The following is a 26,688-nucleotide window of genomic DNA, read 5'->3' as shown; positions in this document are numbered from 1 at the left end:
TTTTATACAAAAAAATGCAAGAAATTTATTCTGATGATCCAATAAAAAAAGAGTTGTTAGATAAGAAAAAACCACATGCTTTCTATGTAGGATTAAAAAGATACAAAGATTCACAAAAAAACGAAAAAACTTGATTTTTTGAACTTTTTGAAATTAGGCATGAGTAATTATCACAAAACTATCACAAATTAGTCATAAAATGGGGGTAAAATGGTAATATTGTGATACTTTTTGTGAAAAATAGGTAGGTTACTTAGGACAATTCACAAAATCACAATTTCACAGAATACCCTATATCTATACCCCCATTGTGATTTTGTGAATGTGAAAATAGTTTTTTTATTTTTTCCTTTTTTACTTCTATAGAATAAATTAGTTTAATGTAATTGATAACACATGTATCCCGCACATGATTCTACAATAATCTTTATAATAATTGGTTTCATCGATTATCCAATGATAATTTATTTTGATATTTGTAAAGGTGTATCTAATTAGAAATCAATTATTGTGTATGGATATTTGATAATGGCATTGACAAAAATAAAGAAAAAAAATAGCATTGAGAAATTAAAAAATAAGATAAGAATACCAAGAAATGGTATTCATGGTTCTGAAGCAGTAAGAAGATTATCAATAATTGATAGTTCTGGTGAATCAGATGTTAGGGGTACACCACCTGATATTTACTGGAAGATATGTAAAGAATTGAATTTCTATCCAAAAGTAGATTATGCTGGTGATGATTTACATCACATGTGCAAGGACTACATAACTAAAGAAAAGAATACTTTTTCAATAAACTGGATATGGAATGGATTCCTAAATCCTGAATATTCCGAGAATGAATTGTACCTTGCTTACGCTGTGGATATGTGGAAACGATATGATATTAATCTATTAGTTCTAACATATTCAAAAACTGGTAGGGGTTGGTGGCATCGACATGTTGAACCATATCGCAAATCTGGTGAAGCCGATGTGATATTTTATGAAGGAAGATTAGTATTTTCAGATGAACTTGGATGGAAGATGGATAACAATTCCACTGATGATTCTGCATTCATTTTCTATAAATCAAAGATGTTTCCACATGATGTATTTTGTCCACATCCTTGGGATTGGTAACTGTTAACTGTTAACACCATTTTCAGTTAATTGAATTAACAATTAACAGATAGCCCACACACCATCATTTCCACTAGGTTTTGTACTTAGTGAATTTCTTTCAACAAATATTATTATACTCAACATTTGCTCTAATCTTTCATGAAACACATGAGTTATGGGGTACGAAGAAATCGTGACTAATCAGGGCAAAATAGGTAAAAAGAAATCTGTAAAGATTTTGCCCAAGACGTTGAGGATTCTCAACCTTGTGAGATACGGACACATCCCAAAAGAGATTGCCGACTTTACCAATGAATCAAGACAAACTGTTAGTTACCATCTAGGCATACTTTTGAAGAATAAGATGATCTATGATACAACCAAATCATCTAACAAATGGAAGATATACCGCTTAACAGAATTAGGGCAAAAAGTTCTCGCACAGTACGAAGGCATCGAGAAAAAAGAATTGAAAGGTATTGAAAATGCAAGATGGATTTGCATTGTAAAAAATACTAAAAGACTTCAGAAATTCCTATTTGAAAATGGATTCAAAGTTCATTCGATGGGAAATTGGAATCAATGGGTTGGTGAAATCCAAGGCTTTTCAATTGCAGTAAATGAAGCAAGATTGACTAAACTAATGATTACACATCCACCATCTTATTCTGGTGATTTACAATCTGCATTCAAGAAAGTAAGTGAAAACATTCTAACAGTTATCGGTGTATTGAATAAAAAGTATGATCTTGATTTATCCATTCCAGAACCAATTCAAGGTAGGCAATTCACAATGGCTAACGGTATTGCTGATTATCTTCTGGATATTACAAATGGTTCACAAATCAAATTAATGAATGGAAAAATATCAATTGATGCTTCAAAGAAAGGTGAACCAAGAATTGAATTTGATGAAATAACTGAAGCACAGGAATTCGCAAATATGCCAAAAATTGTTGCAGAACTTAAGGCAACAATTGAAGAATCTAATAGAAAACATGAGATACAAACAGAATTAATTTTACAGTCTATGAATACATTATTGAAACAGAACCAAACAACGCTTGATACTTTGGCAACTATTGTATCTGGTAAAAATGAGGGCAAATTAGAGCAAAACATTGAACCAAAAGAATTCAAAGATAGTTTTGGAATGTTTGGATAGATAACTAGAAATTTCTACTTTTGGTATCAAATATTGTTGATTAGTAATTTGATTAGGATAGAATGGTAATTCTTGATTAGTGTGTGGCTAATACCTTTACTCATTTTCATTCCCCATTTACCATCGCCACACATGAATCCTTTTATCAAAGTTTGATAATTTACAAAGTGCCTATAGCGATATGGTGTTTCACTGGTGCGTGTGATGGTTATCGTATCATCCACGCATTAGTTTAATTATTTTTAGCAAGAATATTCATATATCATTAGAATTTTAGAAAATCAGATGGATGCAATAATCGACACATCAAGATTCAGTTCAATAGAAATTGAAGTTATCAAAAATCCAGAAACAGAACTTAATCCATTTCTACAAAATTATTCTGAAGTAAATAATATTGAAATTACAAAGATGTATGGATTCGCAAAAGATTATTTCAAAGGTGTGATACCATTACAAGAAATCAAAGAAATTGTAGATGTTAAATTTAGAAATCAAAAACAAATTAGAAAACAATCAAAGTTAGGAAGAATCGCTTCATTAAAGAAATCTATTTCAAGTACAAAAACAACATTAGCAAAAAAACAAGAACAATTGAATTTGTTAATGAAAGAACCATTCTCATTAGTTGCTGAAGGGGGTTCTGAAGATTGAACGGACATAGAGAAGGAAAAAAATTCATACCACATAATGATTCTAAGAAATCAACTTCTTCAAAATCAATCAACCAATCAACAACTGGTGGTGATGAAATGAAAGGATTACCAAAATCTTTCAAGGGATATGATGTAATGAAACGAAAGAAAGTTACTGTAACAAAAGGAATTCATAAAATTACAATGAAGAATGGAAGAACCGCTTTACAAGGAACTTCACCATTATCTGGAAACACAATTACACATATCATAGGGTAAACTCATGATCTGTAATGATTGTAAAAAGGAATTTATCAAGAAGTACCCGAAACAAAAAACGTGTTTGTTTTGTGGGTTCGCAAAATTATTTTCTTCAAAAATTTTACATAAAACATTATAACGTATAGTTTTTTCACAGTTAATCGTTGAAGAAACAAGAAATGAAAACACCATTTGCAGATAAGTTAACAGCGATATTCTTAACGTCATTTCTTGTAGTTGCTGGAATTATATTCTATTTCATATTTGTAATGGATGTTGTGATTATGGGATTAGTTTATGTGATGTTAGTTCTGATGATCCCAATTTTTGTTGTATTGGTATTTGATAAAAAAATAGAAAGAAAATGGGGTAAACCACAATGAAAACAAGTGACCTTTATTTCATTTTATTTTTTATAGTAATGTTTGGTTCAGTTGGAATATTCTTCATAGATTTTATAGAAACACCAGTTAATTTCACTATCTTTATTTTATGTTACATATCATTAGTACCAATTGCAATTTTCGCTTCACGTGAAGAAAACAAAGAAAGAAGAATCAAACATCAAAATGAATGTAAATGTACTTGTGGTTTTTGCTGTAAAGGAATCAAATTAAATAAAAAATCTTGGTGGAATAAACAATGAAAAAACCTTCAGAATTGTTTTGGGCTAGAGTAATGTTTGGATTTGGATTATTCTATACATCATTATTTGTTGTATTAGTATTTGTAAAACCACCAAAAGATTTGTTTCTTCTAATTTTATTTCCAATTGGATTTGGAATTTCAGTTTTAATGTTAGTAAAGGGATATAAATTGGCAAAAAAAGAGAAGGCTAAGTTAAAATGAGTAAGTTAACATATTTTGTTGTAGGAACAGTAACAATTTCAGTTTTGGTTTCATTAATTTCAATTGGATTAGTAATGGATGCAAATCAAAAATTTGAGAATGTTAATACAAATTTCCAAAATATGAAAGAAATGTTCTTCCAAAACCAACTTGGAAATCAACAATACAACTGTATCCAAGATTTTGAAATTAGAAATGCTTTAGATGTTGGAATAACTGATAGTATGAATCAAAGAAGTGAATGCTTGATGAAGATAGATGTTTCAAAGAAAATTTATCAGTATCAAGAATTTGGAATAGAACCAGTTTTCAATGATAAAGAGATTAGATATATTGAAACAATTTTAACACAAACAAATGTTCCAATCTTTGAACAGATGTTACAGTTTAGACCTTCATTACCAATTGAAGAACCTGATTTACCAACAATTGGAAACTTAACAATTTCTTCACCAGATTCAGAAGAATAATCATTTTACAACAATCATTATAAGGTAGATAAATAGAAAAATAGACGTATGGCAAACATCAAAGTACCTGATGAAATTCCTAAAATTATGCAAAAAACAATGTTTGCAGTTGATGATGATGGTGAATTTATCTTTCCAACATTTAATGATGGCATCTTTCTTTTATTGGCAACAATCAAAATGAGAAAAGATTTTGATGAAGCAAAAAGACATCCAAACACTTTGAAAGAATATCAGAAAAAGATGTTAAAGGACATCCAAAAGTTACAAAGGAATAATATTTTACCATTGAATGCCAAAAAAATTAGAAAGGATATTTTAGAAAATGAATAAATTATTTGGAATACTTTTTTCTGTATTATTGTTTTCATCATTGATTCCTAATTCATTTGCATTAACTGATCCGCATGGAAACGAAGTGATTTGTTATAATGAAGATTTGAATGTTGTACCATGTAATCATAGTTCAGCAATTGCAACAAATTCTAATTCAACTGAAGTATCAAATGGAAAAGTCACAAGTGATGATAAAACAACTAGAGTTACAGAAAAACAGTTGAAACAAGAAGAAGAAAAAGCAAAAGAAACTTTAGAAAAAAAACCAGCAACTACTAATGTAGTAAGAAACGCAAACTTGGAAGATTTACAACTTGCAAACCCACAAACAATCACAAATGAAAACCAATCTGTATGTGGTCAAACTCATTTGAATGATGTAACACTACCATTTACAATGACTGTAAAATATCCACAAACATTAGATGTTGATTTGTTAGTATCTGCAAATTCACCAGAAAAATCAGAAATGAAGGCTATTAGAGATGTTGATTTCTTTACAGTTGACACAAAAAACTCAACTGATGTATTTACAATATCAGCGTTTTGGGAATTTGAATCAAAACCAAACGATAACAGATTCATCACCTATGAAGTATTCAGTGATAACAAAAGAATAGAACAACAAGCAATTCCATTCAATGATTTTACTTATTGTCATTATTTTACAGTTGAAACGGAACAGAAAGTTCATGTTCCAACACTTGAAGAATTTTTAGAAGAAAATGATATTAGAATTAATAATGCTTTTGAAGTTGTAGCACAGTTATTTTTAGATAACAATGATCTAACATTAATCCTAATCGTAACAATAATCGGTGCTGTAGTTGTAATCATAATGCTGATAGCAGTTTTGATTTGGTTTGTTCGTGATGTAAGTAAAAAATCTGAAGAAGCCGAAGGAAGATTCAATGATGCTGTAAACCATGTGAATGAAATTATTGCAAACTTGAAGATTCTTTCTAGACATGATTATTCACAGAATGATATTATGCGTAGTTCTTACATGCAAGCAATTTCATTTGGAAGCACAACAATAGGTAATCTAATAATTGATTTGAGAAATGTTCTTCAAAAGATTTTGGAACATGAACCAAATATTGATGTTGAATTAAAAACACCAGCATTGAAACCAAAAGAAGAAATCAAAGAGATATTGGATGAAAAACCAAAAGAGAAATCTGGATTGGCTAAGATATTTGACTTTAAGAAAAACAGTGATAAAAAAGACAAAAAGAAGGATGCAACAACATTTGAATTTTACTTTGAGAGATATTCAGATGCCAAGAAATATCCTAGTGAAAAACTTGCAATTAAAGACGAAAAACTAAGGGAACAATATCAAAAATCACCAACTGAAAAATTACTGAATGAAATCAATGCAGTTACTGAAGTAATAAAGAAAAGGATGGGAATAAAGAAATGAATTCTGTTCTATTATTTCTACAAACAATTGCATTACAAACATCCAAGGAATTCTTAGAAGGAACTAGAACTTCAGTATCTGGTGATATTGTTAGTTCACTTGGTGAAAGTGTAATCACGATTATTAGTTTGGTTATTGCTGGTGCTATGATTGCTGGATTTGTTATATTGATGAAAGGTTGGACTAGCCGAACCAAGTTTCCAGAAGGAAGAAAAATAAAAAGAATTAGAATTGCAAATTTAGATGGAACTGAATATGATGTTAATGTTAGTGAGAATGAATCATTTGTAAAACATGAGTTAAAACAATTAGAAGATTCTGGATATGTTAAAGAAGGTACTACAAGATTAGTTGAGAGATTACAAACTGAAGATAATTTTCATGTTTACAATGCAAAAATTATCAAATATGGCAACGGTGTAAGATGGCGTTCAAAAAATAGAAACATACAGATTCACACTAGAGTTTCATTAGAGAATCCAGATTACTTTTCAAATTCTCAACGTGGGTTAAAGAGTTGGTCAAATATGTTAGAACCTGAAATAATGGCTAAAGTTTTTGTTCATTCAATATCAACAATTGGAAGTTACAAGACATATAATGGAAAAATGAAACAAGTTCATTCATTAGCAGTATTACCAACAAATCCAAAAAAGAGATATGCACAATTTTCAGATATTTTCAAAGATAAACACGTTACAATTCCAATGTCAATTGATGCACTAGAACCAGAACTATCACAGAAACTTGGAAACATTATAGAGTGGACACCTAAAGTATCACAGTTAGAACAAGACAACAAGAACAAAGAAGTTACATTAAAGAAATTCAACAGTGAATTATCAGTAAAGTCAAAAAAACTTTCTAAATTCAATATGGCTATTAACAAATTGTTTGGTGCATTAGAGCAAAAGAGGTTAACAGGTAATGAAGTAAAACGTGATCCAATTAAAATGAGTTCTAATATTATGCTAAGTATGGTTTCTGTTTTCATTGGTGGTATTTCATATTCTGCATGGTTATCAGTACCTGAACTTGTGGAATATTCACCTTGGTTTGGTGTAATTGTTGCCACAATAGTTATTGGGGTATTGACACACGCAAATGAGAAAAGAAAGAAGGAAGAATTAGAAGCACAGGATATTGATATTAATTGAGTATAACAATAGTTGAATTACTTGGAAAAATAGGAAAGTTTTATTCAGTATCAAAAAATCGTGGATTCTATGAACTTGATAATATTAACGATGTTGAAATTGAGTTGTTAAAGGAATATTTGAAATTTGAATCATTCGACATTAGCACACATCATAAAAAAGAAGGTACATTCAGATTCTATATCAACTTACCAAAAGGGGATAAGAAATGAGTTCACAACAACAACCAAAACTAAAACCAGTAAGTGATATTAATACTGAAGAACTTTTAGAAATTACAACATATTATCACAGATTTTATGATGAAGAAGAAGATGATCTAACAAAAGGAATTTCAAATCTTCAAAACCTTCTAAACAATAACAAAACAAAAAAAGTTGAACATGAATTATACGAAGATACACAGATAGAAATAATCTATCCATTTTGGGATGAAGCACAACCATTATTCAATGAGTATGCACAGAAGATAAACAAGGCAATAGCAGTAATCCCACAAGTGGTTCATGATATTAGAAAAGAATTGTATCCATACGAGCAACTTGATAGTTTAATCAATGTACCAAAAGGAAGCCCACCACAAGAACCAAAAGGTGGATTTCTTGGCATTACAAATCCATTTAAGAAAAAAAATCATGATCCTAATTCACCATACAGGCTATCAATAAAGAAAACAAAGTTCCTAGAATCAATTGAAGATAAGTGGATTCAGATTAATGAATTTCAAACTAAAGGTCATTCTACATGGTCAAGGCTGATTCTTGATGCTGGTGGACAAAAAATGTATAGAGATTTGTATTTGGATTTTTTCAATTATTATATTTCTGTACCACTATCTTCAGTATTTCATTATGGACTGTGGCTAAATCTAGCAAATGAGAAGAACCTATCACGTGATATTATGATGGTAGGAATGCAACAAACTTTGAGAAAGGATGATGAATTCCAGCAACAAAAACCATCACTACCAGAACAACCAAAAATCTAAAAAAATTGACTAGAACAACTTTATTTAGTGCAATTTGATGAGAATTGTATATGACTATTGGACATACTGAAAACGGTGTTTTTCATCCTCATAGTCAAGGTTCAGGTATCTTCAGTTCACAAATAACTGAACGAGATTCAGGGGTGGATGTTAGACCTTCATCTAAAGTAAATCTGGATATTAGAAGTTCAATTAACAAACATAAAGAAAAATTCCAAGAAAGGAAAAAAATAAAGAACCTACCAAAATCAGAACCATCACAGGAAATGAGAAAAGTAACTGAACAAAGAATTGCTGGTGATAATCTGAATAAGGTGTTTTCATTGAATCTATCACCAAGATTTAAAATTGCAAAATTAAAGGAATTCAAAAGTAAACAAGGTGATATGTTATCTGATTCTGATAAAAAGAAACTTGATACGTTTATTGATAATTTGCAGGAATCACAAAAGGCAATTGATAAACAAGAACAAGAATCAAAAGAAGAAAGAAGAAAAGATGGAACAGATGTATTATTCCCAAGTGGTTCAGCAAATGAAAATAGACAAGGTGAAAAAGAGTTAGATAAATTTGATGAACAGAAAGAACGTGCAAATGAAACACAGAAAATATTAGACAAAGAAAACAAGGAAGCCGAAAAAAATAATGAGAAATTAAGAATGCAATTTGAAGCATTGAACAAAAAACAACAAGAAGCCGATGAACAAAAAAGAAAGATTGAATCATCAAACATACCAACACCACAAAAAACAATTATGTTAAAGAAGGTAAAAGAAACAAAATCAGAAATTGACATGAAGAAGAAAAGAGCATTATCTAAAGTTCATGGTCAAGGTGAAAAACAAGTTCTACTAAGTGCGGGGATTGTTTCATAATGGCTTCAATATTAGTTGGTGCAATTGTAATTGTATTCTTGTTATTTGGTTCTGTAATTTTTATTTCATTCTTCAGTGAAGAATTACTTGGATTACAAAATATTGCTGAAGAAAGATTGAACAAACAAAAAGATTTGGTTGATGTACGTGATGAAGAAGATGCAAACATAGCATCAAACAGTGATGATGTTTGTGATTTGAGATTAACGTTTCGTGGAATAATGCACGATAGAGATTTTGAATTCTTTAGTGCTGATGATTCATTTTTCACAGATGAAAGATTTGTTTACATTGATAATGACCAAGGAATTTCCAATTGGGAAATATTGACTGGACAACCTAGACTTGATCCAGTTGACTATACATGGTTCTGTGAATTCACTGATCCATTGGCATCATTTTCATGGACACAACAAACATCAAATGATTTAACACCACTTTCATTTGCATTAGGAAATGAAGAAACCGCTGGTGAAGTAATCAGATTCAAATTCTTTTTGGATTCTAAAACAGATGGTGATAGGGCATTTGATTTTGATGGAATTGGATTGAATGAACCATTCCAAGGTTCAACAACATTACCTATTGGTTCTGAATTTCCAATCACATGGCAATTTTCTGTAAAACTGGAAGGTATCACAAATGACCATTACACAATGGATTTCTGGAATGAAGATTATTCAGTAAATAATAGAAATGTTAACCATCACTTTTCAGAAGATGTTTGTCGTGCTGGTTTCGCAACTTGTGATTAAACCCCTTTATTTCCACTCTAGGAACGATTTTGTTTGTCCAAAAATAACAACAATATCTTTAAATAGAAAAGTAGAAAAATAGAATTACCATGAATTCAACTGAAACACCACAATTTACTGATGAAGTATATGAATTGGCATTACCATCAATCAAAGAACTTTATGGTGATATGTCAGTTGAAGAATTGAAAGGATTATCTTTTGAACACATGCCAACTGAAGTTAGAAATGCTTTACAAATTGCATATTCAAAACTAAACCAAGAAGAAAAAATCATCCCAATTGGAAAAATGACACTATCAGAAGATGGAAAAACATGTAGTGAATGTAGTTCAGAATTAGTATTGAAGAAATCTACAGTTTCTGATAGTGCTGGAATTAGAGAAAATAAGTTTCTTGGATGTCCTAAAGGATGTAATTCATTAACCAAAAGAATGAATCAAAGTAAGATTGATACTGAAAAATTATTAGAAGATGGTGCAAAATCAATTGAAGGTGTAACAAATCTATTTGTTCTACCAACAAGAAACATTCCAGAAAAATCAGCAAGAAAAATAATGAAAATCAATCTTGATAGTGGATTCAGATGTTCACCACCAAATTCACAAATGACTGAACTTAGTTTTGCTTTAGAAACAACATTTGAAACAAAAGAGAAAATTGTTAAGAAAACTGGAAAAATAATTGAATTTAGAACTTGTGAACATGGTTTAGAAGAATATATTGAAAAAGTAAATGCTTCAGGTATCTACAAGGTTTTGAAAGTAGAAAAGATTGGAAAATTATGTAAATTATCTGAATATTCAAAAAGTGACCAATGTTTTGAATGTAGAAAGATTGGTGGGCAAATAGAATATGAATTAAGAAAACATGATTTCTATTATGATACACAAGGAACACATGATGATAGGGTTGAAGATATTAGATTAAAATTCGGAAAAGATGTTGTTGATTATAGAATCACAATTCAAAGAATTGATGCCAAGATTCCAGAAATAATCATGAAGGTTTTGAACAATAGAAGATTCAATGAGCATAGATATGATTTTCTTCCAGCATACGAAGTAACAAAATTAGTTGCTGGTGAATTATACAAATACCAAGTTCCAGATTCATTAAAATCAAAAGTAACTTCACAACTAAAGGCACTTTACAATAAGAACCATTTGGAAATCAAAGTTGAAGAACATCATTACTCAAATCATAGATATGATAAGGTTAGCAATTGGCAATCACCAACTGATGCAGTTCCAAGATGGTTCAAGAATGAAGATTATGTTGGCGATGCAACAACATTAAATTATTATCGAGCAAGTGACCATTCCGCAATTTACTTAACACCATTCATTCTAAATGAAATCAAACAATTAAGAGAATTAAGAAAATCACCAAACACAACATTTCATTTTAGAGATAATGGAAGTGAAGAAGGTAGAATCTGGAATTTCGATGAAGCAATCTATCTCAACGAAATTTGGCATGTAATCAAAACAAACATGAGTAGTGATCCAGATGCAAGTGTAATATTCAATTCCAGATATGGGTTAGTTTGGAATGCTTGTTTATCTGGTATCAAAAGGAAACGTGAAAGAAGATGAAAAAAACATTCTGGATAACTAATGGGGTTCATGCACAAGATGATTATATGGTTATTGTAAATCATGATAAAGAAATCAAATGCAATCATTGTTACAACACTAGAAAGGGATTTGTGAAACTAGGTGCTAATAATCCAGAATCACTTTTAACATACGCAATTTGTAAATCATGTCTTTACAATCCAGCCACTGGAATGGTTGTTAATTTGTTTATTGCAGTATCAAGAAACAAGAATCCAGAAAGATTTGAAAAATTAATTGGTGAATGTGAGAATAAAGAATTTTATTTTTCTGAAATTGGAATGGTGACTAATTGATATGTCCATGAAGAAATATCCATCTAAAAAACATACAGTGATTGGGTTATTGTCAATTGCATTTGTTGTAATAACATTACTTTTCATAACACAGTGGAATTCAGAATCAATAGGAACAATAAACGATTCACCAGAAGATGGATGCAAATATGTTCTTAGTGATGGTTCATGTTTAGCAGATGATAAGATAGATATGTACTTACCACATGGATTTTTGTCAGAATGTAAAGAAGGTTACAAACAAAGTTCATTTGGATTTGATGTATGTGTTAAGATTGGTTCACCAGCCGATGAAGAAGATGGTGTAATGAGATGTTCAGATGAATGGTGCTATCCAAACAATATTGGATTTCATGAATCATTACAAACTGATGCCTATATCATTGAAGGAATTTATCCAAACATTGTTGATGATATGAATTCAATGATTATAGCAGTACAAGAAAGTAACCAAAATGAAATCACAACAACACAATATGATAGATGCAATTTCACAATTAGTTATGAAAAAGAATTCAAAAACAGATTCATTTGGCATGATTGGAAATTTGAATTCTACACATGGGAACAATGTAATCCAGATACAAGAACATCAATACTAAATGTCTATTCTGATTTGGTAGATGAAAGACTATTGATACTTAATCCACCAATCACTAAAACATATACCAGTTTCAAACTTTGTAATTGGAATCCAGAATGTGATTCATTTTACATGGAACTTCACAGTGATGGATATAGAATGATTGAGTTTAGAACATTTGCAAATGGATTACAGCAAATAACATTAGATGGTGATGAACCTGATCCAACTGAAAAAGAACTTTGTTTGGAATATAACATAGATGTTACACCTGATGGTTCTTGCAGATACCAGATATTGAATGAACGAGTTGAAGCATTAGAAAAGAAATTGTATTCAAATATGGGTTCAACACTATCAGAATTCAACAGTGGTTATGATCCAACTGGTTTATCTAAAAAACAAATGGATGAAGTATCAAAACAATACAATGAATGTGATGGTTCATTTCTATTTGTAAATAATTTTGATGGAACATACTATGTAGATTGTTTAGTTGATTATGGTGGTGCTTCAGGTACTTCAGGTTCATTTGTAATGACACCAGAAAAAGAAGCATTACAAACAGCGTTAGAAGAATGGGCATTGGAAAATCAACATGTAATTTATTATAAACAAATGGATGATGGTGTATGAATGTAGAAATAACTTTAGCATTATTGGCAGTTGGAACATTGATAATTGTTTGTAGTAAATTTGATTCAATAACATTGTATGGATTCAGAACAACATTTGGATTAAGGAATAATAGACATGTTTGATAGAATTACACTATTTTGGTTTGTCATAAGCATAACTACCATACTATGGTTCATCAATACAACTACTAGACATGGGTTAGGAATATTTGATATTGTGATGTTCTTTGTAATTTTTGGAATGGTGATGGTAATTCTAATATCAATGATTGAAAAAGAAAGGCTAATCAGAAAATTAAATGATCCACAAATCATTGTTTACATAGGACTATTATTACTTGCAATTGGAATTATTATCTGTGCGATTGATCCATTAAAACCAATTGAACAAACTGAACCACTAATTGAAAGATTAGACCATAATCTATTCAAGATTACTGAATTGGATGGAAACATTGGATACTGGTATGTAGATAGATGTGGATTTGAATTTGAAGAAAAAGGAAATATAATTACAAAAACTTACCGATGCCATCTAGAGGAATTCAAATGAAAGTAATGTATCGTGGGGTAAGACTTGAAGAACATGAAGTTGATTATGTTTTAGAAAACGGGATGAAATATTATTGGAATTCACCAGAAGATGCAATAACTGATATTTTTAGAGCATTAGAAAGAAACCACAAAATTTCTAAACTTGGAAATAATTATTGTATTAGGAATTTTATTTTAGAAGCATCAAGATTAAATAGATTACAAATCTATGCAACTGAAGTAAAAGAAAATGCTGAATCTTATGCTAGAGCAACACCAGAAATTATCTATGAAACGTTACAAATCGCTGGTGTTGAATACAAGAAAAATATTAACTATCTAAACAAATGGTTTGGTGTTCCACATATTGTAACATTCTGTATTGATTCACAACCATCATACATTGAAGAAATAAATAAACAAGTAGGAACTTTCATTTCACCTGAATTCATCACTTCAATTGAAAAAGTGGATATTACAAAACCTGATCCATATTTAGAAAAATTAAGGTGTAGCGTAAATGCCTAGTAGATGTGAATTTGTTGATCCAGAATTCAATTTCCCATGTGGAAAAGTATTCAATCTAACAAAGATAATTTTCAATCATCCAAAAAAGAAAGAACCTATAGTGAAATTTGCTTGTAAACCAGATGGTGATAGAAGATTTAGGTATCTATCAATGACTGAAGAAAAATTATCAACACAATACAAACAGAACAAAATAAAATACGAAGAATTCAAAGAAGAAATGAAACAGATTAGATGGAAAAGATGTAGAAGATGTAATGGTGAATTTGAGAGTAATGAAGTTGCTTGTAACATAACTTACTATTATTGGAAAGATGGAATGTTCATGGGGTTAAGAAGGTCATTTCAGTTACATGATGATTGTATGGAACGTGAACTAAAATTATTTAATATTCAAAAAGAAGATGTAAAATCAACTATAACAACATTGGATAGTGTGATGTAATGGTAATCAATCGTGGTAAAAGACTTGTTGTAACATGGAATTGTAAGAAAGACAATCATAAGAAATGTAATGGAATATTATATGTTCATAAATTCGGTTCAAAGAAATGTGAATGTGGATGCCATGATAAAACTAAAACAACATTGGATAGTGTGATGTAATGGGATACACTGATAAGTTCACTGTGGATGTTTGGCATAAAATCTATCCAATAACTTCAGATAGAAGAAATTGGGGTGGAAAACAATCTACTAAAACAATGTCAAAAGAAGAACTTGATGAATTCATTCTGAATGCAATACATAACGATGAATTTTCTGGAATGCACATATCGAGGGAATTTAGATAATGGGATTTATGAAATATTGTAGAAATTGTCAAGACTACTATCCAGTTGATGTTTATCCACAACACATGAAACAACATGAGGTTGGTTTGAATAGTGATGCTATGGAACATAAACAATACACTGGTAACACTGGAAGAAGTAAAAGTGGTTCTGATGATTATATGATTTGTGTATTGCATCAAAAGAAACTTTCTGGTGGTTGTCCAGTTAAAGGATGTAATCTAAAACCATTTGGTGCTATTAGGAAATCATGGATGATTGAAAATGCAAGAAAAGGTGTTTTTCATACTTCTGATCTAAAAGGTAATCAAATTCTTGTACCGATTAATATGGAATCAAAAACTGTTATTTTATTTGGTGCAACAATCCATCTAAAAATTTAATTTACAATAATCCTTTTATCATCAAATCTACTCAAATTACCTAGGGGTACAAGGAATGATACTTGCTATTGCCAGTTGATTTCATGGTAACTTGTACCCCTTCATTTCCACTCTAGGCTAGAAAATATTGTGATTTGTTGTTATTTTTGGACAAACAAATGCTTAAATAGAAAAGTAGAAAAATAGAAAATACCATGAAATCAAAACAAAAATTGGTATTTTCTGGAAATGATACTTCCAAATGGAATGTGTTATTGAAGGAAGTGAAAAAACAAGCATTTTTTGAAGCAAAACAAAATGAAGCCAAACATTTGATTGAATCTGATTCAAAGGTTCATCTAAAAAAAATTGGTGATTCAGCATTCAAATTATTGAAGTATGCTGGATATGCTGATTCTAGACAATCAGTAAAACTTGATAACAACCGAGATTCTAAAAACAACTCTCAACAACTGAAGGTGATAATGAACTAGGGGTTGTTGAGATTTATGAAAAACTTACAAAAGAACTGGAACAGAACCACACCAAGATATTCAAACGGTTTAGTTGAATTTGGTGGGATGCCCGAATGCAAACAGAAGTTATAGCAATTCTATTTGTACTAGGATACACAAGTTTCAAAATTATTAGAAATGTCAGAAAATAAAACACCATTTACATGTGCAAGATGTGGCGATAAGTTCGACACATTACACGATGGTATAGATAAATCCATTTGTGGAACATGTAAAAATAATCTTGAAAAGATTGAATTTCTTACAAATCATTTCAACGAATTATTCATACAAAGAAACATCATTGAGGATAGGGAAAAATTACTTCATGGATTCATCTATAACACTAGAGAATCAATCAAACAACTAAATGGTTTGAAGAAATTCAAAATATCATTTGAATTGTATGATGGATATGAAGAAAGTGTTATTGTTGAAGGTGTAACTAAGGAAGATGCACAAAGAGAATGGCTAACAAAAATGAATCCAGAAACAAATCAGAATCTTGATTGTTGGGATATTGAAGAAGTTGAACCAAAAACAAAAGAAGCAATTCCAAAAACGAATTAATGAAAGATATGAAAACACAACACACGCAGAATTCTTCAGTAGAAATGAATGAAGAACCATATACAGAAATTCTAGGTTTAGGATTTTTGGTGAACGAAGATGATTAAGATTTTAATGGGAACATTCTTTGGTGTATTTTTTGTATCACCAGCATTATCAGTTCCATTAGAAAGAATGGATTTGACACCAATCAACCAGTCATTACAAGACATAGGAAAAGAACTTTTAAAGATAAGTTTGGATGTAATGAGTAGTGCATTATAATGAATAATCAAACATACATCAAATCATTCCATTTTGAAATTGAAGGTGCTTGGCTAATGGAAATGTCAAGAACCAGATATTGGATGGAAGATGATAAGGAAGGTGGATTCAAATTATTGAAAGAATCACTTACTGGAATTTCAGATGAACAAGTGCAATCAATTCTTGATGGTAATTCAATACTTACAGGATGGGGAATCTGTGATGATCCTAAATGTGAACAATGTATTGGAAAAGAATGTGTAAAACAAGTTTTTGAAGAAGATGCAAAATGGAAATTGGAAATCTTGAAAAGAAAACTTTGGTTGAATGAAAACTACTATGAAGTTGGTGGATTTATTGTTAACAAAGATTTAGTAGCAAACTACATCGAGCAATACCAAGAACTTCATCACATGTACCATAAGAATAGTGATGATACAATGGAACAAGAACATTATGTTTCAGTTATCAAGAAATCATTCTGGACAACAAATGCACATCGTTATCCATCACCTGAATACATGCCAAAAGAAGGTTCATACGATTATAGATACAGTGTTGCAATTGCATCATTCCTAAAAGTTTTGGAATGTTATCTACAAAGCGATGAATCATTTGGATTGGAAGTAGAAGAAGTTGAAGAAAGATTCATGAAACAATACAGTGTAATCAAAGAACCATTAGTTCAAGAATTTACACCAAAAAAGGTTCGTGCAGAAACACATGTTTTGTTTACAGTACCTGATCCAAAAAACAATTACAAAAAGAAAACATTCAGTGTAGAAAAAGCCATGATGATTCATTTCTTAGATGCTAGAAGTCGTGGTGAACAAGCCATGAAGTTTACACAGAATCTAAATTTGGAAAAAGATAAGGTGTTGAAAAGATACCAGAAACTTGATGAAAACATTAGATATGCACACAAGCAATTCATGGAAGCATTAAGTCTTGGGCATAGTTCAACTGGTCATTATCCAGATAATGTAATTGAGTGTTATGTAAACACAATACTTCAAAGATGGATGTATAGTAACATGCACGAAGATTTTTCAGTTGAGAAACCTTCATCATTTCCAAATGAAATAGAATTGAAACTACCATCTAACAAAGGATATGGAAGAATATTCTATGATGGAAAACTCGTAGAAGATTTTGTGGATTTCAGATAGACATGGAACGAGAAACACACATTATTTTCAAGAAGAAAGGAAAGGATGAAAGAATTGATTACATCACATGTATCACATGCAATAAATCATATCCAAGTGCTGAAGAACTTCTTAAAGACCACATGAATGTTGATTTGAAAGAATGACTGTAACAAAAGCACAAGAATTAGCAGATGCTGGAAAGTTCGATAAAGCATTAAAATCAATGGATGATGCAATTGAACTAAATGAAAAATCAAATATGCTAATGCACAAGATGAAGTTTATGATTTTTAGACAACAACTCGCATTAACACATGACAATGAATGGTGGACTGAAGATATTCCAAAACCAGAAGCCATGAAAATATTTGATGAATTCTTAGTAATGTATAAGAAAGCATTTGGTAAATCATACAACGATTATTCACCACTAAGGAAATCATTTCATTTCGAGAATTGGAAATGTTTTATGAAATGGGATTTCAGAAATATTAGGAAGATTGAAAATGAGTGAACAAGAACCAACTTACTATTGGTATAGTGGTGTTTATGATGATGCTGGACTAGATTATTTTGAACCAGCAACACCAGAAAATAATTTGTTTGCAATCAGAAGGGCAAATGGAATAAATGAACATTCAAGAAACGCAAAAGCATTTACAGTTGGACTAACTTTGGATACAGAACATACCATTCTAGAGTTAATGCAGATTGGCGAAATACAATGGGCAAAAGCAGTAATCTTAGCACAAAGGAAAATCGAGTATGTCAAATGAAGAAAATAACTTCTGTTCTCAATGTGGAACTGAATTGAAATCATTCGAGAAATCATCACCAAATTCTTTGTTGACTGGTGATGTTTGTACTGGATGTGCATTAAATGTTCACAAGGAAAAGGTTTTCAATGAAGCAAGAAGAAATAGAGATTCAAAAACTAATCCAGAAAAAAAGAAATAGGTTACACTATATTCTCAATAAGGATGAAAGAAATGCAAAACGAAAACTCTACAAAAGACAACCTTGGGCTGAACGAGCAGATAACCCAAAAAACAGAAATGGAAAAAAAACAGTACAAGGTAAGATATGACATGTTAGGAAAAGAAGGAATAGTAACCATCACAATGGATACATGGTTCACTTACAAAGATGCTGTAGCAACAATCAAGGAATCAATAAGTTGGATGAAATCTGCATCTATAGTAAAAGTGAAAGAAGAAGTTGTTGGACTGTTCACAAAGAATGATTTTACAGGTGGTGATTAAATGAAATTAGTAAAAATATTCAAACGAATAATACATCCACAACATTGGTTGTTAGAAAAAGACATCTATGATCTAACTGGTGAAATTGAAATGATGGAAAAACAACTTCCAGCATTGAGAAGAAAGTTAGATGAATTAAGACGAATCAAAGCAACATACCAAGATTAATGTCGCAACAATCAGCATATCTAAACACTAGAAAAAATCGTGGCGGGAAACCAAAACGAAAATCAATTTCTAGATGTTGGACATGCCAATGGTGTGGAAAAGTATTGCAAGTAACACTACACAAACTCGAAAGAAAGGATAAAGATTTCTGTAGTGTGTATTGCCATCGACCATACTATGATTTTATGAAACGTCTATCTCAAAAATTAGAGAATTCAAGTTTGGCTTTATTCACTGAAGAACTTAGTGAAAAAAGAGATGAAATCTTGAATGAACTAACAATGAGAGTTCCAGCCGAAGGACTAAATGAAATATTCTTGGGATATACAAAAGTGGTTCGTTCAAAGATTACAAAAAATCCATTGATTAAGAAAAGATTACTTGCAAAAAGGTTTTTGATTCTTAATCTGAAAATTAGTGGATATGAAGAATCATACAATGGACAATTCCAAGATGATTTCAGTATTTTTAATTTGTTTACAAAAACAGATTAATAGTTCAAGTTGGTTACAAAACTGATGTGTAAATGGGGAGTTCACATTGAATAATAATCAGTGGTGGATTGGTTTTTCTGATCCATCACTGGTTGAAAAACTAGCCAATAGTTTAGACGAAACAGGCTAGAACACTTTTCTTTTTTACATAAAAAACTAAATAATAAGAACTGATTCAAAAATTATGAAGGATATTACAGGACATCTATCATTAATCCCATTAGGATTATTGGCATTTCTGATGTTAGTTCCATTTGCTTTTGCTGAAGAAGTTGAAGGTGTACCTGATGCTTCTGGTGCAATTGATGATGGATTCGATGAACTTGGAAGATGGTTTGAAGGATTAATCAGTAATGCGAATGTAACTGGAAATGAAACACCATTGAATACAACTGAAGCCGAGTTACAGGATTTACTAGATGATTCTATTGCAACTGGAAAGGCTGGAAAGAATTTTCTATTCACATTTCATCATTTAGTTGAATCATTCATCTATGTTCTAGTACCTGAAAAATATGAGATTGATCCATTGTTTGTTTTACTGATTTCTTGGGGTGTTGGTGCTTTTGCTGTTTACATGATATTCAGAAGGTCAATACCACACATGGTTATGTTTGCTGGAATATTTGGTGTAGTAATAATATTGTTCATGATTGGTGGAATAAACCCACAATTTTAGTTGACATAAATATTCTTATAGTTGTTTTTTATGAGATTGATTAGAAATGGTATTTTCAAGACAAGTTAACGCCACATTTTACAGGGGGTTAGGAACTAAATTATTACCATTCTTCTTATCATTAGGTGCTTTTCTAGCAATTTCAGTTTATTCATTTTTTGATTTCAAATCTGTTTGGTCAAATCCAGAAAACTTTTGGCTAGGAATAATTTTTGGATTTAACGCATTGGTATTTTTCTTTGAAGGATTTGGTGTATTGGATAGAGAAAAGAATGCCTTAATTTTTGCTGGAATTCTGGTAATTGCAATTGCAATTGGTAACGCTATTTTTGCTGGAATGTTATTTACAAACAATATTGATTTTGATATTGAACGTGGTGATTTGAATAAAATTGCATCAATATTTTTAGGGCTTGCTATGGTTTCACATATTTTATTTGCAAGGTTTGAAATTCTTAAAGGTCAAACTATTAAAGAAGCATTACAGGAAGTGTTTTAGAAATGGATGGACATAAAGAAAAAGGTGTTTTCCATCCACACGATAATGAATCCAAAAAAATCAGTTCAGATTCAATTAATACTTCAACTGATGTTGATACAACATCAACACGTGGTGAAAAAGAATTAGAGAAAACAAAAGTTGAAAAAAGTATTGGTTCATTAACTTTAGAAACAAAACAGAATGCAGAAGCAAAAGTTGGTTCTGAAATTATTAAACATGTTTATGGTAATGTATATGAATTCAAAAATGGTGAAGAATGGCTGATCCTAAACAATAGAACACAAGCACATAAAGAAGCAATTGAATATCTAGATAATGTTTGGGATGAAATGGGAATACTTGGATGGAATAAATCTTTCATTGAATCATTTGTTGATGAAGGAACATTGGAAAGAAGATTAGGTATTACATACGATGATATTTACAATAGGGATAGCCCAAACTTCCAACTTGCAAAACAAGTTCCATTAAACAAAAAAGAACTATTCAACGAATCAATCAAACATGATGGTATTGCTCATTCACTTGCATCTTACGACCATGAAGAAGTTGAATTGCCACAAGGAAAATTAATGTATAGGGTGAACTAAAATGGTGAAAGGATTCAGTAAAGAAAATAATAAAGGTGGACATGATTTCATTCCAACTGAAAAACCAAGTAAGATTAGTTCTGATTCAATAAACACATCAACGGATGTTGAAGTTGGTACTGGATTCATGCAACGTGGTTCAAAGAAATTAGAAACATCTTCTAGAGAGTTTCCAGTTGAAGATGTTTTTCCAAAAAAAGAAGTTAAGAAAATTGGAAATGAACCAGTAGTTGCAAGTGTAAAAGATTTTGATTACAATGGAAGAAGTCAAGCAGTTACACTAAATGTTGAGTTAAGAGAAAAAGACCATCCACAAAAAGGAATCGATGGTAAAGAATACAAGAATCCATTAGAGTTAGGAATTTCTGGTGGAATATGGAATTCAAATCATTCTGATATTACAACTGGTGGACAAATACAAGATACACTTAGAGAGCAATTTGAAAAAGGAAATATCAAAGTTAATGGAATATCTGATGAAGAATTTAGAAAATTGTTGGATGTTTGGGATAGATGGCATTTGAATGATCTGAATGCTGGAACAAAGAAACAAGAATCAATAATTGATGAACATATCAATGATTCCAAATATGCACATTTGGATGAATTTTATGATAGAAAAGTTCAGATTCTAAAAGATAATGATGCTTATGTTGATAATGGTTATCAGTGGGGTTCAGCATGGCTTTATGAACCACTACCAGATGATATAATTGATTTTGTAAAACATATCCAAAAAAGATTACAATGAGAGATTTATTAGCAAATCCACAACCTTCTGGATATGAATTTGCTTTTGCAATTGGAATCGCAGTTTCATTTTTAATTTTATTTACAGTTATAGATATTGTAATTCATGATGGTTTTGTTAGACCAATTATAGCGGGATGTCCACCTGAAGTAATTACTGATTTTTGTGAAGAAAGAAGATTAGAATTACTTGTAAATAATCCATTAACTAATTTTCTAAAAAATACATTCCTTTCAGAACAAGATGAACAACTTAGATTGGGTGGGCAATATTGGATGATGTTATTGATAATTGTTATTTTCTTTGTAGTTTTTGTAATGATATTTAGATTGTTTTCTGGAATATTGGCTGGTGCATCAATTAATCCAATGCTATTCATAATCACTGGAATGTATGGATACAGCGTACTTTCATTATATTATTTTGGTTGGCTTGATTGGCTTTATTATGTAAGTAGAAAACTTCCAGTTCCAGATGATTTACCTTGGTTAAACGGTGTAGGATTATTCCAATATGTTCAAAATCATGGAATCAATTCCAATGTAAATAATTCAGATTTGTTTATTTTGATGATTTTTGGGTTAATATCATTGATTGGTGGATGGGCGATTCTGATCCATCATCATAAGAAAGGAAAATTAGAAGAATGGGGGTTAATCTAAAATTGGTTCTAAAATGGATTTCACCAATTCATCTTGCTCAACAAGATAAAAAAGAATTAGATTACATAGGATATGCGTTAATCATTGTTTCATTATTCATAACTGTTCCACAAGTGCTTACAATCTATGAAAATGAATCAGCACAAGATGTTTCATTATTTACTTGGATTGGATATACAGCACTTGGTTTTTGGTGGCTATTCTATGGAATCGAAAAAGGTGTGAAACCAATGATACTTTCTTCAATTCTTCACATAATTGTGGATATTGTGGTTGTATATGGAATCATTAAGTTTGAAGGATTCAATTTAGGTTTCTAATCAGTTTTTTACAACAAATCTTATTATCTTCATTTTTTTTTAATGAAAATTGAAGTGATATGTGCTTCGCCTTAATATGCCACTTACCTTCTGCAAAATCGTAAAAAAGCATATCAAGGTACATTTTTTCTTCAAAAATTGATGTTTTTACAATAATTGTTATATCCTAGTGGCTTTTTGTTCAATCATGGAACTTTCCCAAGAAGTGAAGGATAAAATTCTGAAAAGTGCCGAATCTATCTATAACAAGGGTAGAAACGATGAAAAAACCGCTAAGAAGAATTTATCCGAAAGTGGCAAGGAAGTTTTGAGAATTGCAGATAGCATCGTAAAACGTGTTGATGCTGGAAAAAATGTTCCAACTGACAAATCTTTCAAGAAAAAACTTACAGGAAATCTTGAAGAAATAACTAGAAACAGTTTGTTAACATTGGCTTCAGATGCAATAACTCTAGCCCTAACAATGCCAAAACCAGAAAAAAAACCAAAAGAACCTAAACCAGCATAGGATTTAGGGGAATTTTCTTTTTTACAATAATACTTTAATACTTTTTACGATTTTGCTGTTTAATGAGTAAAAGGATAACAATCATGATTGATGATGATCTGGATAGAAAATTACGCAATAGACAAGCGAAATTGATTCAACAAGAACAATCATCATACAGTTATTCAAAAGTATTGAATGAAGTGTTAAGAAAGGTATTGAAATGAAAAAATCAGTAAAAAACACTTCAGATGAAAAATTGAATAACAAATTACTTTCTTTACTTAAAAAACCAAATAGAACTATTTTTGCAATTGTAGATGATATTGGAACTGATATTGAAGTTGGATACTATGATTATTCAAGACTTGAAGGAAATAGAGCATGTATTAGAAAACAAGGATATGATTTACATCGTTATAATAAATTTGAAGAAAAAGAGTTAATGAAACTTGAAAAGAAATCAACTGATAAATTTGTTGCATTTTGGGATTTTATAGAAGATGATGATCCTAAATGGTGTTTTGTTTCAGGTTATTACATACCACCAAGATTAAGGGGTACAGAAGCAGTTCAACCTTTCAAGAATGGTGAATGGTGTTATAAAGATAGATATGATAGATATTTGAAATGGAATGTTGTTTCTGATAAATTAACTGAAGATTCTGATTTGATTTGTATTGCAACAAAACCAAAAAAACCAAGAGATTTTACAATTAGACCATTTGTTAAAAATACAGAATATGAAATTAGGAAACATATTAGAGCAAACCCACATGGTTTTGATGAAGATGATAGATGTGAAAATATTGGTAACTGGAAGGCTATTCGTGCAAAATATTTCTTAAAACCAAATGGCAGTAGATTTCCAAGGGTAAGATGAAATGAAAATTAAACCTTATTCATCAAACCGAATTTTAGTAACAACTGAAAATGGGATATGTATTTCGATTAATGATAGTGGAAAGACACTTGACATTCAACGACATATAGATGATTCACATGTTGATTCAAATTCAGTTATCAATGGTGAATTCTATAATTATGAAGAACATTTTGCAGAAAACCAAAAGAAAGAAATCTGCGATGCTGATGTGGTTAGAATAAGATGAAAATCAAATCTAAAGTATTTTTTTCATTAATGATACTTTTTGCTGTAGTTGCATTTTTCAGTGGCGTATATCTGGTTCTTCAATTTGAAGAATTAATTTTTGCATGTCTATTAGATGATTCTGAATCATTGTTAGAAAAATTAACAGAAAGTAAAATTGATTGTACTGAAGAAGATTTTATGAAATATTCAATAATTTGGATTGTTGGTACAGGTGTATATCTCTATCTGATGTTATACTTTACTGATTTATGTCAAAAAGAATGGAAGAAAAGAAGATGGGCATGATATTCAAAATCCTTGATTTGATAAATATTGATGTGAGATTCCTTAGTAATTATCCAGCACTTTTAATTTTAGAACTAAAGGAATTGATGATCTGATGGGTTCTGGAAGTGGTGGATTCAAAGAACCAGAAATAAAGATGCTTGACATTCCAAAAAATGTTGTTGATACATGGGTTAAGATACCAAAAAATATTGAAATTGCAGTATTTTTAGATGGTAGAAAATTCATAAATCCAAAAAATTTACAACAAATGTTAAAAGTAATTAATTCTTCAATGTGATTGAAATGAGTAAAGAATTAGATAACTTAGAAAAAGCATTGAAGCATATCAAGGTAGATGATATTCTTAAAACAGAAATATTTGAAAAAACTGTAAAATTCATTTTGAAAAGACAAAGAAAAACTACTGAAGAATCTACAATAAATGAAGAAGAAAATTTCAAACTAGAGAGTTCTAAATTAATTTTAGAGATAGAAAAGATGGTAAATGTTGCAAGATTAGAACATGAAAAAATTGGGATGTTAGAAGAATGAGTAGTACAATAGAACAACCAAAAGTGAATACAAGGGGAATCATTCTATCAAAGATTCCAAAAAAAGGTGGTAAATATTCTACAAAAATGTTACGAGTTCTGAAGAAAATTTTCATTGACTTAAAAATTGAAGATAGATTTGATGAAGAAGAATTATCAAAGTACGCTAGGTTCTATTTAGAAGAAATGATATTTTTAGGTAAAAGAGAGATTGGAAAAAAGAATCCAAACGGTAATCATTATTTCATGACAATTTCAGAATTTCCTTATGTAAGAATTAGAAAAAATAGAAGAAATCAAAAAAATATGATTGTTGAAGGAAATATTGATTCTTACCATAAAGCAATAAAGGTTATTGGAAGTCTATCAAAACCATCAAAGATTCCAACCTATGGATACGCTTTACCAGTTTCTACATGTAATAATGGTTCAAAGTTACATTTAGAAGAAAATACATCATGCAGTTGCTGTTATGGATTCAATGGTTGGTATAGTCAATCATGGGTTAAAATTGCGATGGAAAAAAGAAGTATTGCAATTTTTCATCAAGATTGGGTTGATGCTATGGTTTATCTGATAAAGTATCATGAGATGAAGGAATTCAGATGGCATGATACAGGTGATTTAGTTTCTGTAGAACATTTATCAAAGATTGTTTGTGTTGCTATGAAAACTAGGGATACAGTACATTGGCTTCCAACACAAGAAAAAGAGGTTCTTGAAGAATATTGGAAATCAAGGGGTAAAATACCATTAAGAAAATTTGTACCAAATCTGAAGATTAGATTATCTGCAATTCACATAAATGAATTTCCAGATTTTAAATTTGCTGAAAAGATTGGTGTTTTAACTTCTATGGTTTCTGATGGAACAAGTAATGTTACTTTCAATTGTATAGCATCATTTCAAAACAACAAATGTAAAGATTGTAGGAAATGTTGGACTGATGAACCAATGATTGTTTATAGGAAACACTGA

48 protein-coding genes are annotated in these 26,688 nt (G+C 30.4%); all 48 read left to right on the top strand.

What is annotated here, in order from left to right; all coding sequences use genetic code 11:
• The first annotated feature begins 528 nt into the window (after positions 1-528).
• The 48 genes from K5790_RS10685 (at position 529) to K5790_RS10450 (ending at position 26,688) form a co-directional block, all read left to right on the top strand.
• Positions 529-1,128 (top strand): DNA N-6-adenine-methyltransferase, encoded by a 600-nt coding sequence (locus tag K5790_RS10685; protein ID WP_297594924.1) that lies wholly within the window; start codon positions 529-531, stop codon positions 1,126-1,128.
• A 250-nt stretch (positions 1,129-1,378) separates the two neighbouring features.
• Positions 1,379-2,275, top strand: a complete 897-nt coding sequence (locus K5790_RS10680) for a winged helix-turn-helix domain-containing protein (RefSeq protein ID WP_297594922.1) — start codon at positions 1,379-1,381, stop codon at positions 2,273-2,275.
• A gap of 285 nt (positions 2,276-2,560) precedes the next feature.
• Positions 2,561-2,929, top strand: a complete 369-nt coding sequence (locus tag K5790_RS10675) for a hypothetical protein (protein WP_297594920.1) — start codon at positions 2,561-2,563, stop codon at positions 2,927-2,929.
• The gene (locus K5790_RS10670) at positions 2,926-3,189 is read left to right on the top strand and encodes a hypothetical protein (RefSeq protein ID WP_297594918.1); all 264 of its coding nucleotides are present in this window, start codon (positions 2,926-2,928) and stop codon (positions 3,187-3,189) included. The genes K5790_RS10675 and K5790_RS10670 overlap by 4 nt, the downstream gene beginning before the upstream one ends.
• A gap of 146 nt (positions 3,190-3,335) precedes the next feature.
• Positions 3,336-3,554 carry a hypothetical protein gene (locus tag K5790_RS10665; protein WP_297594916.1) on the top strand — a complete coding sequence of 73 codons (219 nt, stop codon included), beginning with the start codon at positions 3,336-3,338 and terminating at the stop codon, positions 3,552-3,554.
• Between the two features lie 259 nt (positions 3,555-3,813).
• A complete protein-coding gene (locus K5790_RS10660) occupies positions 3,814-4,020 on the top strand; it encodes a hypothetical protein (RefSeq protein ID WP_297594914.1) in 207 nt (68 codons plus the stop codon).
• Positions 4,017-4,490: a hypothetical protein gene (locus K5790_RS10655; protein WP_297594913.1), complete on the top strand. Its 474-nt coding sequence runs from the start codon at positions 4,017-4,019 to the stop codon at positions 4,488-4,490. The genes K5790_RS10660 and K5790_RS10655 overlap by 4 nt, the downstream gene beginning before the upstream one ends.
• 48 nt (positions 4,491-4,538) lie before the next feature.
• Positions 4,539-4,823, top strand: coding sequence for a hypothetical protein (locus K5790_RS10650; RefSeq protein ID WP_297594912.1), 285 nt, complete (start codon positions 4,539-4,541; stop codon positions 4,821-4,823).
• Positions 4,816-6,252 carry a hypothetical protein gene (locus K5790_RS10645; RefSeq protein WP_297594911.1) on the top strand — a complete coding sequence of 479 codons (1,437 nt, stop codon included), beginning with the start codon at positions 4,816-4,818 and terminating at the stop codon, positions 6,250-6,252. The genes K5790_RS10650 and K5790_RS10645 overlap by 8 nt, the downstream gene beginning before the upstream one ends.
• Positions 6,249-7,409 carry a hypothetical protein gene (locus tag K5790_RS10640; RefSeq protein ID WP_297594910.1) on the top strand — a complete coding sequence of 387 codons (1,161 nt, stop codon included), beginning with the start codon at positions 6,249-6,251 and terminating at the stop codon, positions 7,407-7,409. The genes K5790_RS10645 and K5790_RS10640 overlap by 4 nt, the downstream gene beginning before the upstream one ends.
• The gene (locus K5790_RS10635; protein ID WP_297594909.1) at positions 7,406-7,621 is read left to right on the top strand and encodes a hypothetical protein; all 216 of its coding nucleotides are present in this window, start codon (positions 7,406-7,408) and stop codon (positions 7,619-7,621) included. The genes K5790_RS10640 and K5790_RS10635 overlap by 4 nt, the downstream gene beginning before the upstream one ends.
• Positions 7,618-8,397, top strand: a complete 780-nt coding sequence (locus K5790_RS10630; RefSeq protein ID WP_297594908.1) for a hypothetical protein — start codon at positions 7,618-7,620, stop codon at positions 8,395-8,397. The genes K5790_RS10635 and K5790_RS10630 overlap by 4 nt, the downstream gene beginning before the upstream one ends.
• A 50-nt stretch (positions 8,398-8,447) precedes the next feature.
• Complete coding sequence (locus tag K5790_RS10625) at positions 8,448-9,272, top strand: hypothetical protein (RefSeq protein WP_297594907.1); 825 nt, start codon at positions 8,448-8,450, stop codon at positions 9,270-9,272.
• Positions 9,272-10,027, top strand: a complete 756-nt coding sequence (locus K5790_RS10620; protein WP_297594906.1) for a hypothetical protein — start codon at positions 9,272-9,274, stop codon at positions 10,025-10,027. The genes K5790_RS10625 and K5790_RS10620 overlap by 1 nt, the downstream gene beginning before the upstream one ends.
• 89 nt (positions 10,028-10,116) lie before the next feature.
• A complete protein-coding gene (locus K5790_RS10615) occupies positions 10,117-11,625 on the top strand; it encodes a hypothetical protein (RefSeq protein WP_297594905.1) in 1,509 nt (502 codons plus the stop codon).
• Positions 11,622-11,942, top strand: coding sequence for a hypothetical protein (locus tag K5790_RS10610; RefSeq protein ID WP_297594904.1), 321 nt, complete (start codon positions 11,622-11,624; stop codon positions 11,940-11,942). The genes K5790_RS10615 and K5790_RS10610 overlap by 4 nt, the downstream gene beginning before the upstream one ends.
• A gap of 7 nt (positions 11,943-11,949) precedes the next feature.
• Entirely contained in the window at positions 11,950-13,161 is a 1,212-nt protein-coding gene (locus tag K5790_RS10605) for a hypothetical protein (protein WP_297594903.1), read from the top strand.
• Positions 13,158-13,286: a hypothetical protein gene (locus K5790_RS10600; protein WP_297594902.1), complete on the top strand. Its 129-nt coding sequence runs from the start codon at positions 13,158-13,160 to the stop codon at positions 13,284-13,286. The genes K5790_RS10605 and K5790_RS10600 overlap by 4 nt, the downstream gene beginning before the upstream one ends.
• Positions 13,279-13,716 (top strand): hypothetical protein, encoded by a 438-nt coding sequence (locus K5790_RS10595; protein ID WP_297594901.1) that lies wholly within the window; start codon positions 13,279-13,281, stop codon positions 13,714-13,716. The genes K5790_RS10600 and K5790_RS10595 overlap by 8 nt, the downstream gene beginning before the upstream one ends.
• Entirely contained in the window at positions 13,713-14,225 is a 513-nt protein-coding gene (locus K5790_RS10590; protein WP_297594900.1) for a hypothetical protein, read from the top strand. Before K5790_RS10595 ends, K5790_RS10590 begins: the two co-directional genes overlap by 4 nt.
• Positions 14,218-14,670 carry a hypothetical protein gene (locus tag K5790_RS10585; protein WP_297594898.1) on the top strand — a complete coding sequence of 151 codons (453 nt, stop codon included), beginning with the start codon at positions 14,218-14,220 and terminating at the stop codon, positions 14,668-14,670. Before K5790_RS10590 ends, K5790_RS10585 begins: the two co-directional genes overlap by 8 nt.
• Complete coding sequence (locus K5790_RS10580; RefSeq protein ID WP_297594896.1) at positions 14,670-14,831, top strand: hypothetical protein; 162 nt, start codon at positions 14,670-14,672, stop codon at positions 14,829-14,831. The genes K5790_RS10585 and K5790_RS10580 overlap by 1 nt, the downstream gene beginning before the upstream one ends.
• Positions 14,831-15,019 (top strand): hypothetical protein, encoded by a 189-nt coding sequence (locus tag K5790_RS10575; protein WP_297594894.1) that lies wholly within the window; start codon positions 14,831-14,833, stop codon positions 15,017-15,019. The genes K5790_RS10580 and K5790_RS10575 overlap by 1 nt, the downstream gene beginning before the upstream one ends.
• Before the next feature lie 8 nt (positions 15,020-15,027).
• Positions 15,028-15,402: a hypothetical protein gene (locus K5790_RS10570; protein WP_297594892.1), complete on the top strand. Its 375-nt coding sequence runs from the start codon at positions 15,028-15,030 to the stop codon at positions 15,400-15,402.
• Positions 15,403-15,596: 194 nt separating this feature from the next.
• Positions 15,597-15,875, top strand: coding sequence for a hypothetical protein (locus tag K5790_RS10565; RefSeq protein ID WP_297594890.1), 279 nt, complete (start codon positions 15,597-15,599; stop codon positions 15,873-15,875).
• Between the two features lie 159 nt (positions 15,876-16,034).
• The gene (locus tag K5790_RS10560; RefSeq protein ID WP_297594889.1) at positions 16,035-16,466 is read left to right on the top strand and encodes a hypothetical protein; all 432 of its coding nucleotides are present in this window, start codon (positions 16,035-16,037) and stop codon (positions 16,464-16,466) included.
• A 99-nt stretch (positions 16,467-16,565) separates the two neighbouring features.
• Entirely contained in the window at positions 16,566-16,730 is a 165-nt protein-coding gene (locus K5790_RS10555; RefSeq protein WP_297594888.1) for a hypothetical protein, read from the top strand.
• Positions 16,730-17,881: a hypothetical protein gene (locus K5790_RS10550; RefSeq protein ID WP_297594887.1), complete on the top strand. Its 1,152-nt coding sequence runs from the start codon at positions 16,730-16,732 to the stop codon at positions 17,879-17,881. The genes K5790_RS10555 and K5790_RS10550 overlap by 1 nt, the downstream gene beginning before the upstream one ends.
• Positions 17,882-17,883: 2 nt before the next feature.
• Positions 17,884-18,027 (top strand): hypothetical protein, encoded by a 144-nt coding sequence (locus tag K5790_RS10545; protein ID WP_297594886.1) that lies wholly within the window; start codon positions 17,884-17,886, stop codon positions 18,025-18,027.
• The gene (locus tag K5790_RS10540) at positions 18,024-18,377 is read left to right on the top strand and encodes a hypothetical protein (RefSeq protein WP_297594885.1); all 354 of its coding nucleotides are present in this window, start codon (positions 18,024-18,026) and stop codon (positions 18,375-18,377) included. The genes K5790_RS10545 and K5790_RS10540 overlap by 4 nt, the downstream gene beginning before the upstream one ends.
• On the top strand, positions 18,370-18,639 hold the full coding sequence (locus tag K5790_RS10535; protein WP_297594883.1) for a hypothetical protein: 270 nt from the start codon (positions 18,370-18,372) through the stop codon (positions 18,637-18,639). Before K5790_RS10540 ends, K5790_RS10535 begins: the two co-directional genes overlap by 8 nt.
• Positions 18,629-18,820 carry a hypothetical protein gene (locus K5790_RS10530; RefSeq protein WP_297594881.1) on the top strand — a complete coding sequence of 64 codons (192 nt, stop codon included), beginning with the start codon at positions 18,629-18,631 and terminating at the stop codon, positions 18,818-18,820. The genes K5790_RS10535 and K5790_RS10530 overlap by 11 nt, the downstream gene beginning before the upstream one ends.
• 32 nt (positions 18,821-18,852) lie before the next feature.
• On the top strand, positions 18,853-19,125 hold the full coding sequence (locus K5790_RS10525) for a hypothetical protein (RefSeq protein WP_297594879.1): 273 nt from the start codon (positions 18,853-18,855) through the stop codon (positions 19,123-19,125).
• Positions 19,126-19,293 carry a hypothetical protein gene (locus K5790_RS10520; RefSeq protein WP_297594877.1) on the top strand — a complete coding sequence of 56 codons (168 nt, stop codon included), beginning with the start codon at positions 19,126-19,128 and terminating at the stop codon, positions 19,291-19,293.
• A complete protein-coding gene (locus K5790_RS10515; protein ID WP_297594875.1) occupies positions 19,293-19,787 on the top strand; it encodes a hypothetical protein in 495 nt (164 codons plus the stop codon). Before K5790_RS10520 ends, K5790_RS10515 begins: the two co-directional genes overlap by 1 nt.
• Positions 19,788-19,971: 184 nt before the next feature.
• Positions 19,972-20,466 carry a hypothetical protein gene (locus K5790_RS10510; RefSeq protein ID WP_297594873.1) on the top strand — a complete coding sequence of 165 codons (495 nt, stop codon included), beginning with the start codon at positions 19,972-19,974 and terminating at the stop codon, positions 20,464-20,466.
• A gap of 46 nt (positions 20,467-20,512) precedes the next feature.
• Positions 20,513-20,965 (top strand): hypothetical protein, encoded by a 453-nt coding sequence (locus tag K5790_RS10505; RefSeq protein WP_297594871.1) that lies wholly within the window; start codon positions 20,513-20,515, stop codon positions 20,963-20,965.
• 2 nt (positions 20,966-20,967) lie between these two features.
• Positions 20,968-21,558 (top strand): hypothetical protein, encoded by a 591-nt coding sequence (locus tag K5790_RS10500; protein ID WP_297594869.1) that lies wholly within the window; start codon positions 20,968-20,970, stop codon positions 21,556-21,558.
• A 1-nt stretch (position 21,559) separates the two neighbouring features.
• Complete coding sequence (locus K5790_RS10495; RefSeq protein WP_297594867.1) at positions 21,560-22,309, top strand: hypothetical protein; 750 nt, start codon at positions 21,560-21,562, stop codon at positions 22,307-22,309.
• Positions 22,306-22,971 carry a hypothetical protein gene (locus K5790_RS10490; RefSeq protein ID WP_297594866.1) on the top strand — a complete coding sequence of 222 codons (666 nt, stop codon included), beginning with the start codon at positions 22,306-22,308 and terminating at the stop codon, positions 22,969-22,971. Before K5790_RS10495 ends, K5790_RS10490 begins: the two co-directional genes overlap by 4 nt.
• Before the next feature lie 2 nt (positions 22,972-22,973).
• Entirely contained in the window at positions 22,974-23,291 is a 318-nt protein-coding gene (locus K5790_RS10485; protein ID WP_297594864.1) for a PQ-loop domain-containing transporter, read from the top strand.
• Positions 23,292-23,478: 187 nt separating this feature from the next.
• Positions 23,479-23,799: a hypothetical protein gene (locus K5790_RS10480; RefSeq protein ID WP_297594863.1), complete on the top strand. Its 321-nt coding sequence runs from the start codon at positions 23,479-23,481 to the stop codon at positions 23,797-23,799.
• A gap of 202 nt (positions 23,800-24,001) precedes the next feature.
• A complete protein-coding gene (locus K5790_RS10475) occupies positions 24,002-24,661 on the top strand; it encodes a hypothetical protein (RefSeq protein WP_297594861.1) in 660 nt (219 codons plus the stop codon).
• Position 24,662: 1 nt separating this feature from the next.
• A complete protein-coding gene (locus tag K5790_RS10470) occupies positions 24,663-24,890 on the top strand; it encodes a hypothetical protein (protein ID WP_297594859.1) in 228 nt (75 codons plus the stop codon).
• Positions 24,887-25,177, top strand: a complete 291-nt coding sequence (locus tag K5790_RS10465) for a hypothetical protein (RefSeq protein WP_297594857.1) — start codon at positions 24,887-24,889, stop codon at positions 25,175-25,177. The genes K5790_RS10470 and K5790_RS10465 overlap by 4 nt, the downstream gene beginning before the upstream one ends.
• 94 nt (positions 25,178-25,271) lie before the next feature.
• Entirely contained in the window at positions 25,272-25,457 is a 186-nt protein-coding gene (locus tag K5790_RS10460; protein ID WP_297594855.1) for a hypothetical protein, read from the top strand.
• A 5-nt stretch (positions 25,458-25,462) separates the two neighbouring features.
• The gene (locus tag K5790_RS10455; protein ID WP_297594852.1) at positions 25,463-25,711 is read left to right on the top strand and encodes a hypothetical protein; all 249 of its coding nucleotides are present in this window, start codon (positions 25,463-25,465) and stop codon (positions 25,709-25,711) included.
• Positions 25,708-26,688, top strand: a complete 981-nt coding sequence (locus K5790_RS10450; protein ID WP_297594850.1) for a hypothetical protein — start codon at positions 25,708-25,710, stop codon at positions 26,686-26,688. The genes K5790_RS10455 and K5790_RS10450 overlap by 4 nt, the downstream gene beginning before the upstream one ends.

The sequence above is a fragment of the Nitrosopumilus sp. genome, assembly GCF_025698945.1.
GTDB lineage: Archaea > Thermoproteota > Nitrososphaeria > Nitrososphaerales > Nitrosopumilaceae > Nitrosopumilus.
Note: the sequence above shows the minus strand (reverse complement) of the source record. Positions and strands in the feature narration are given on the sequence as shown.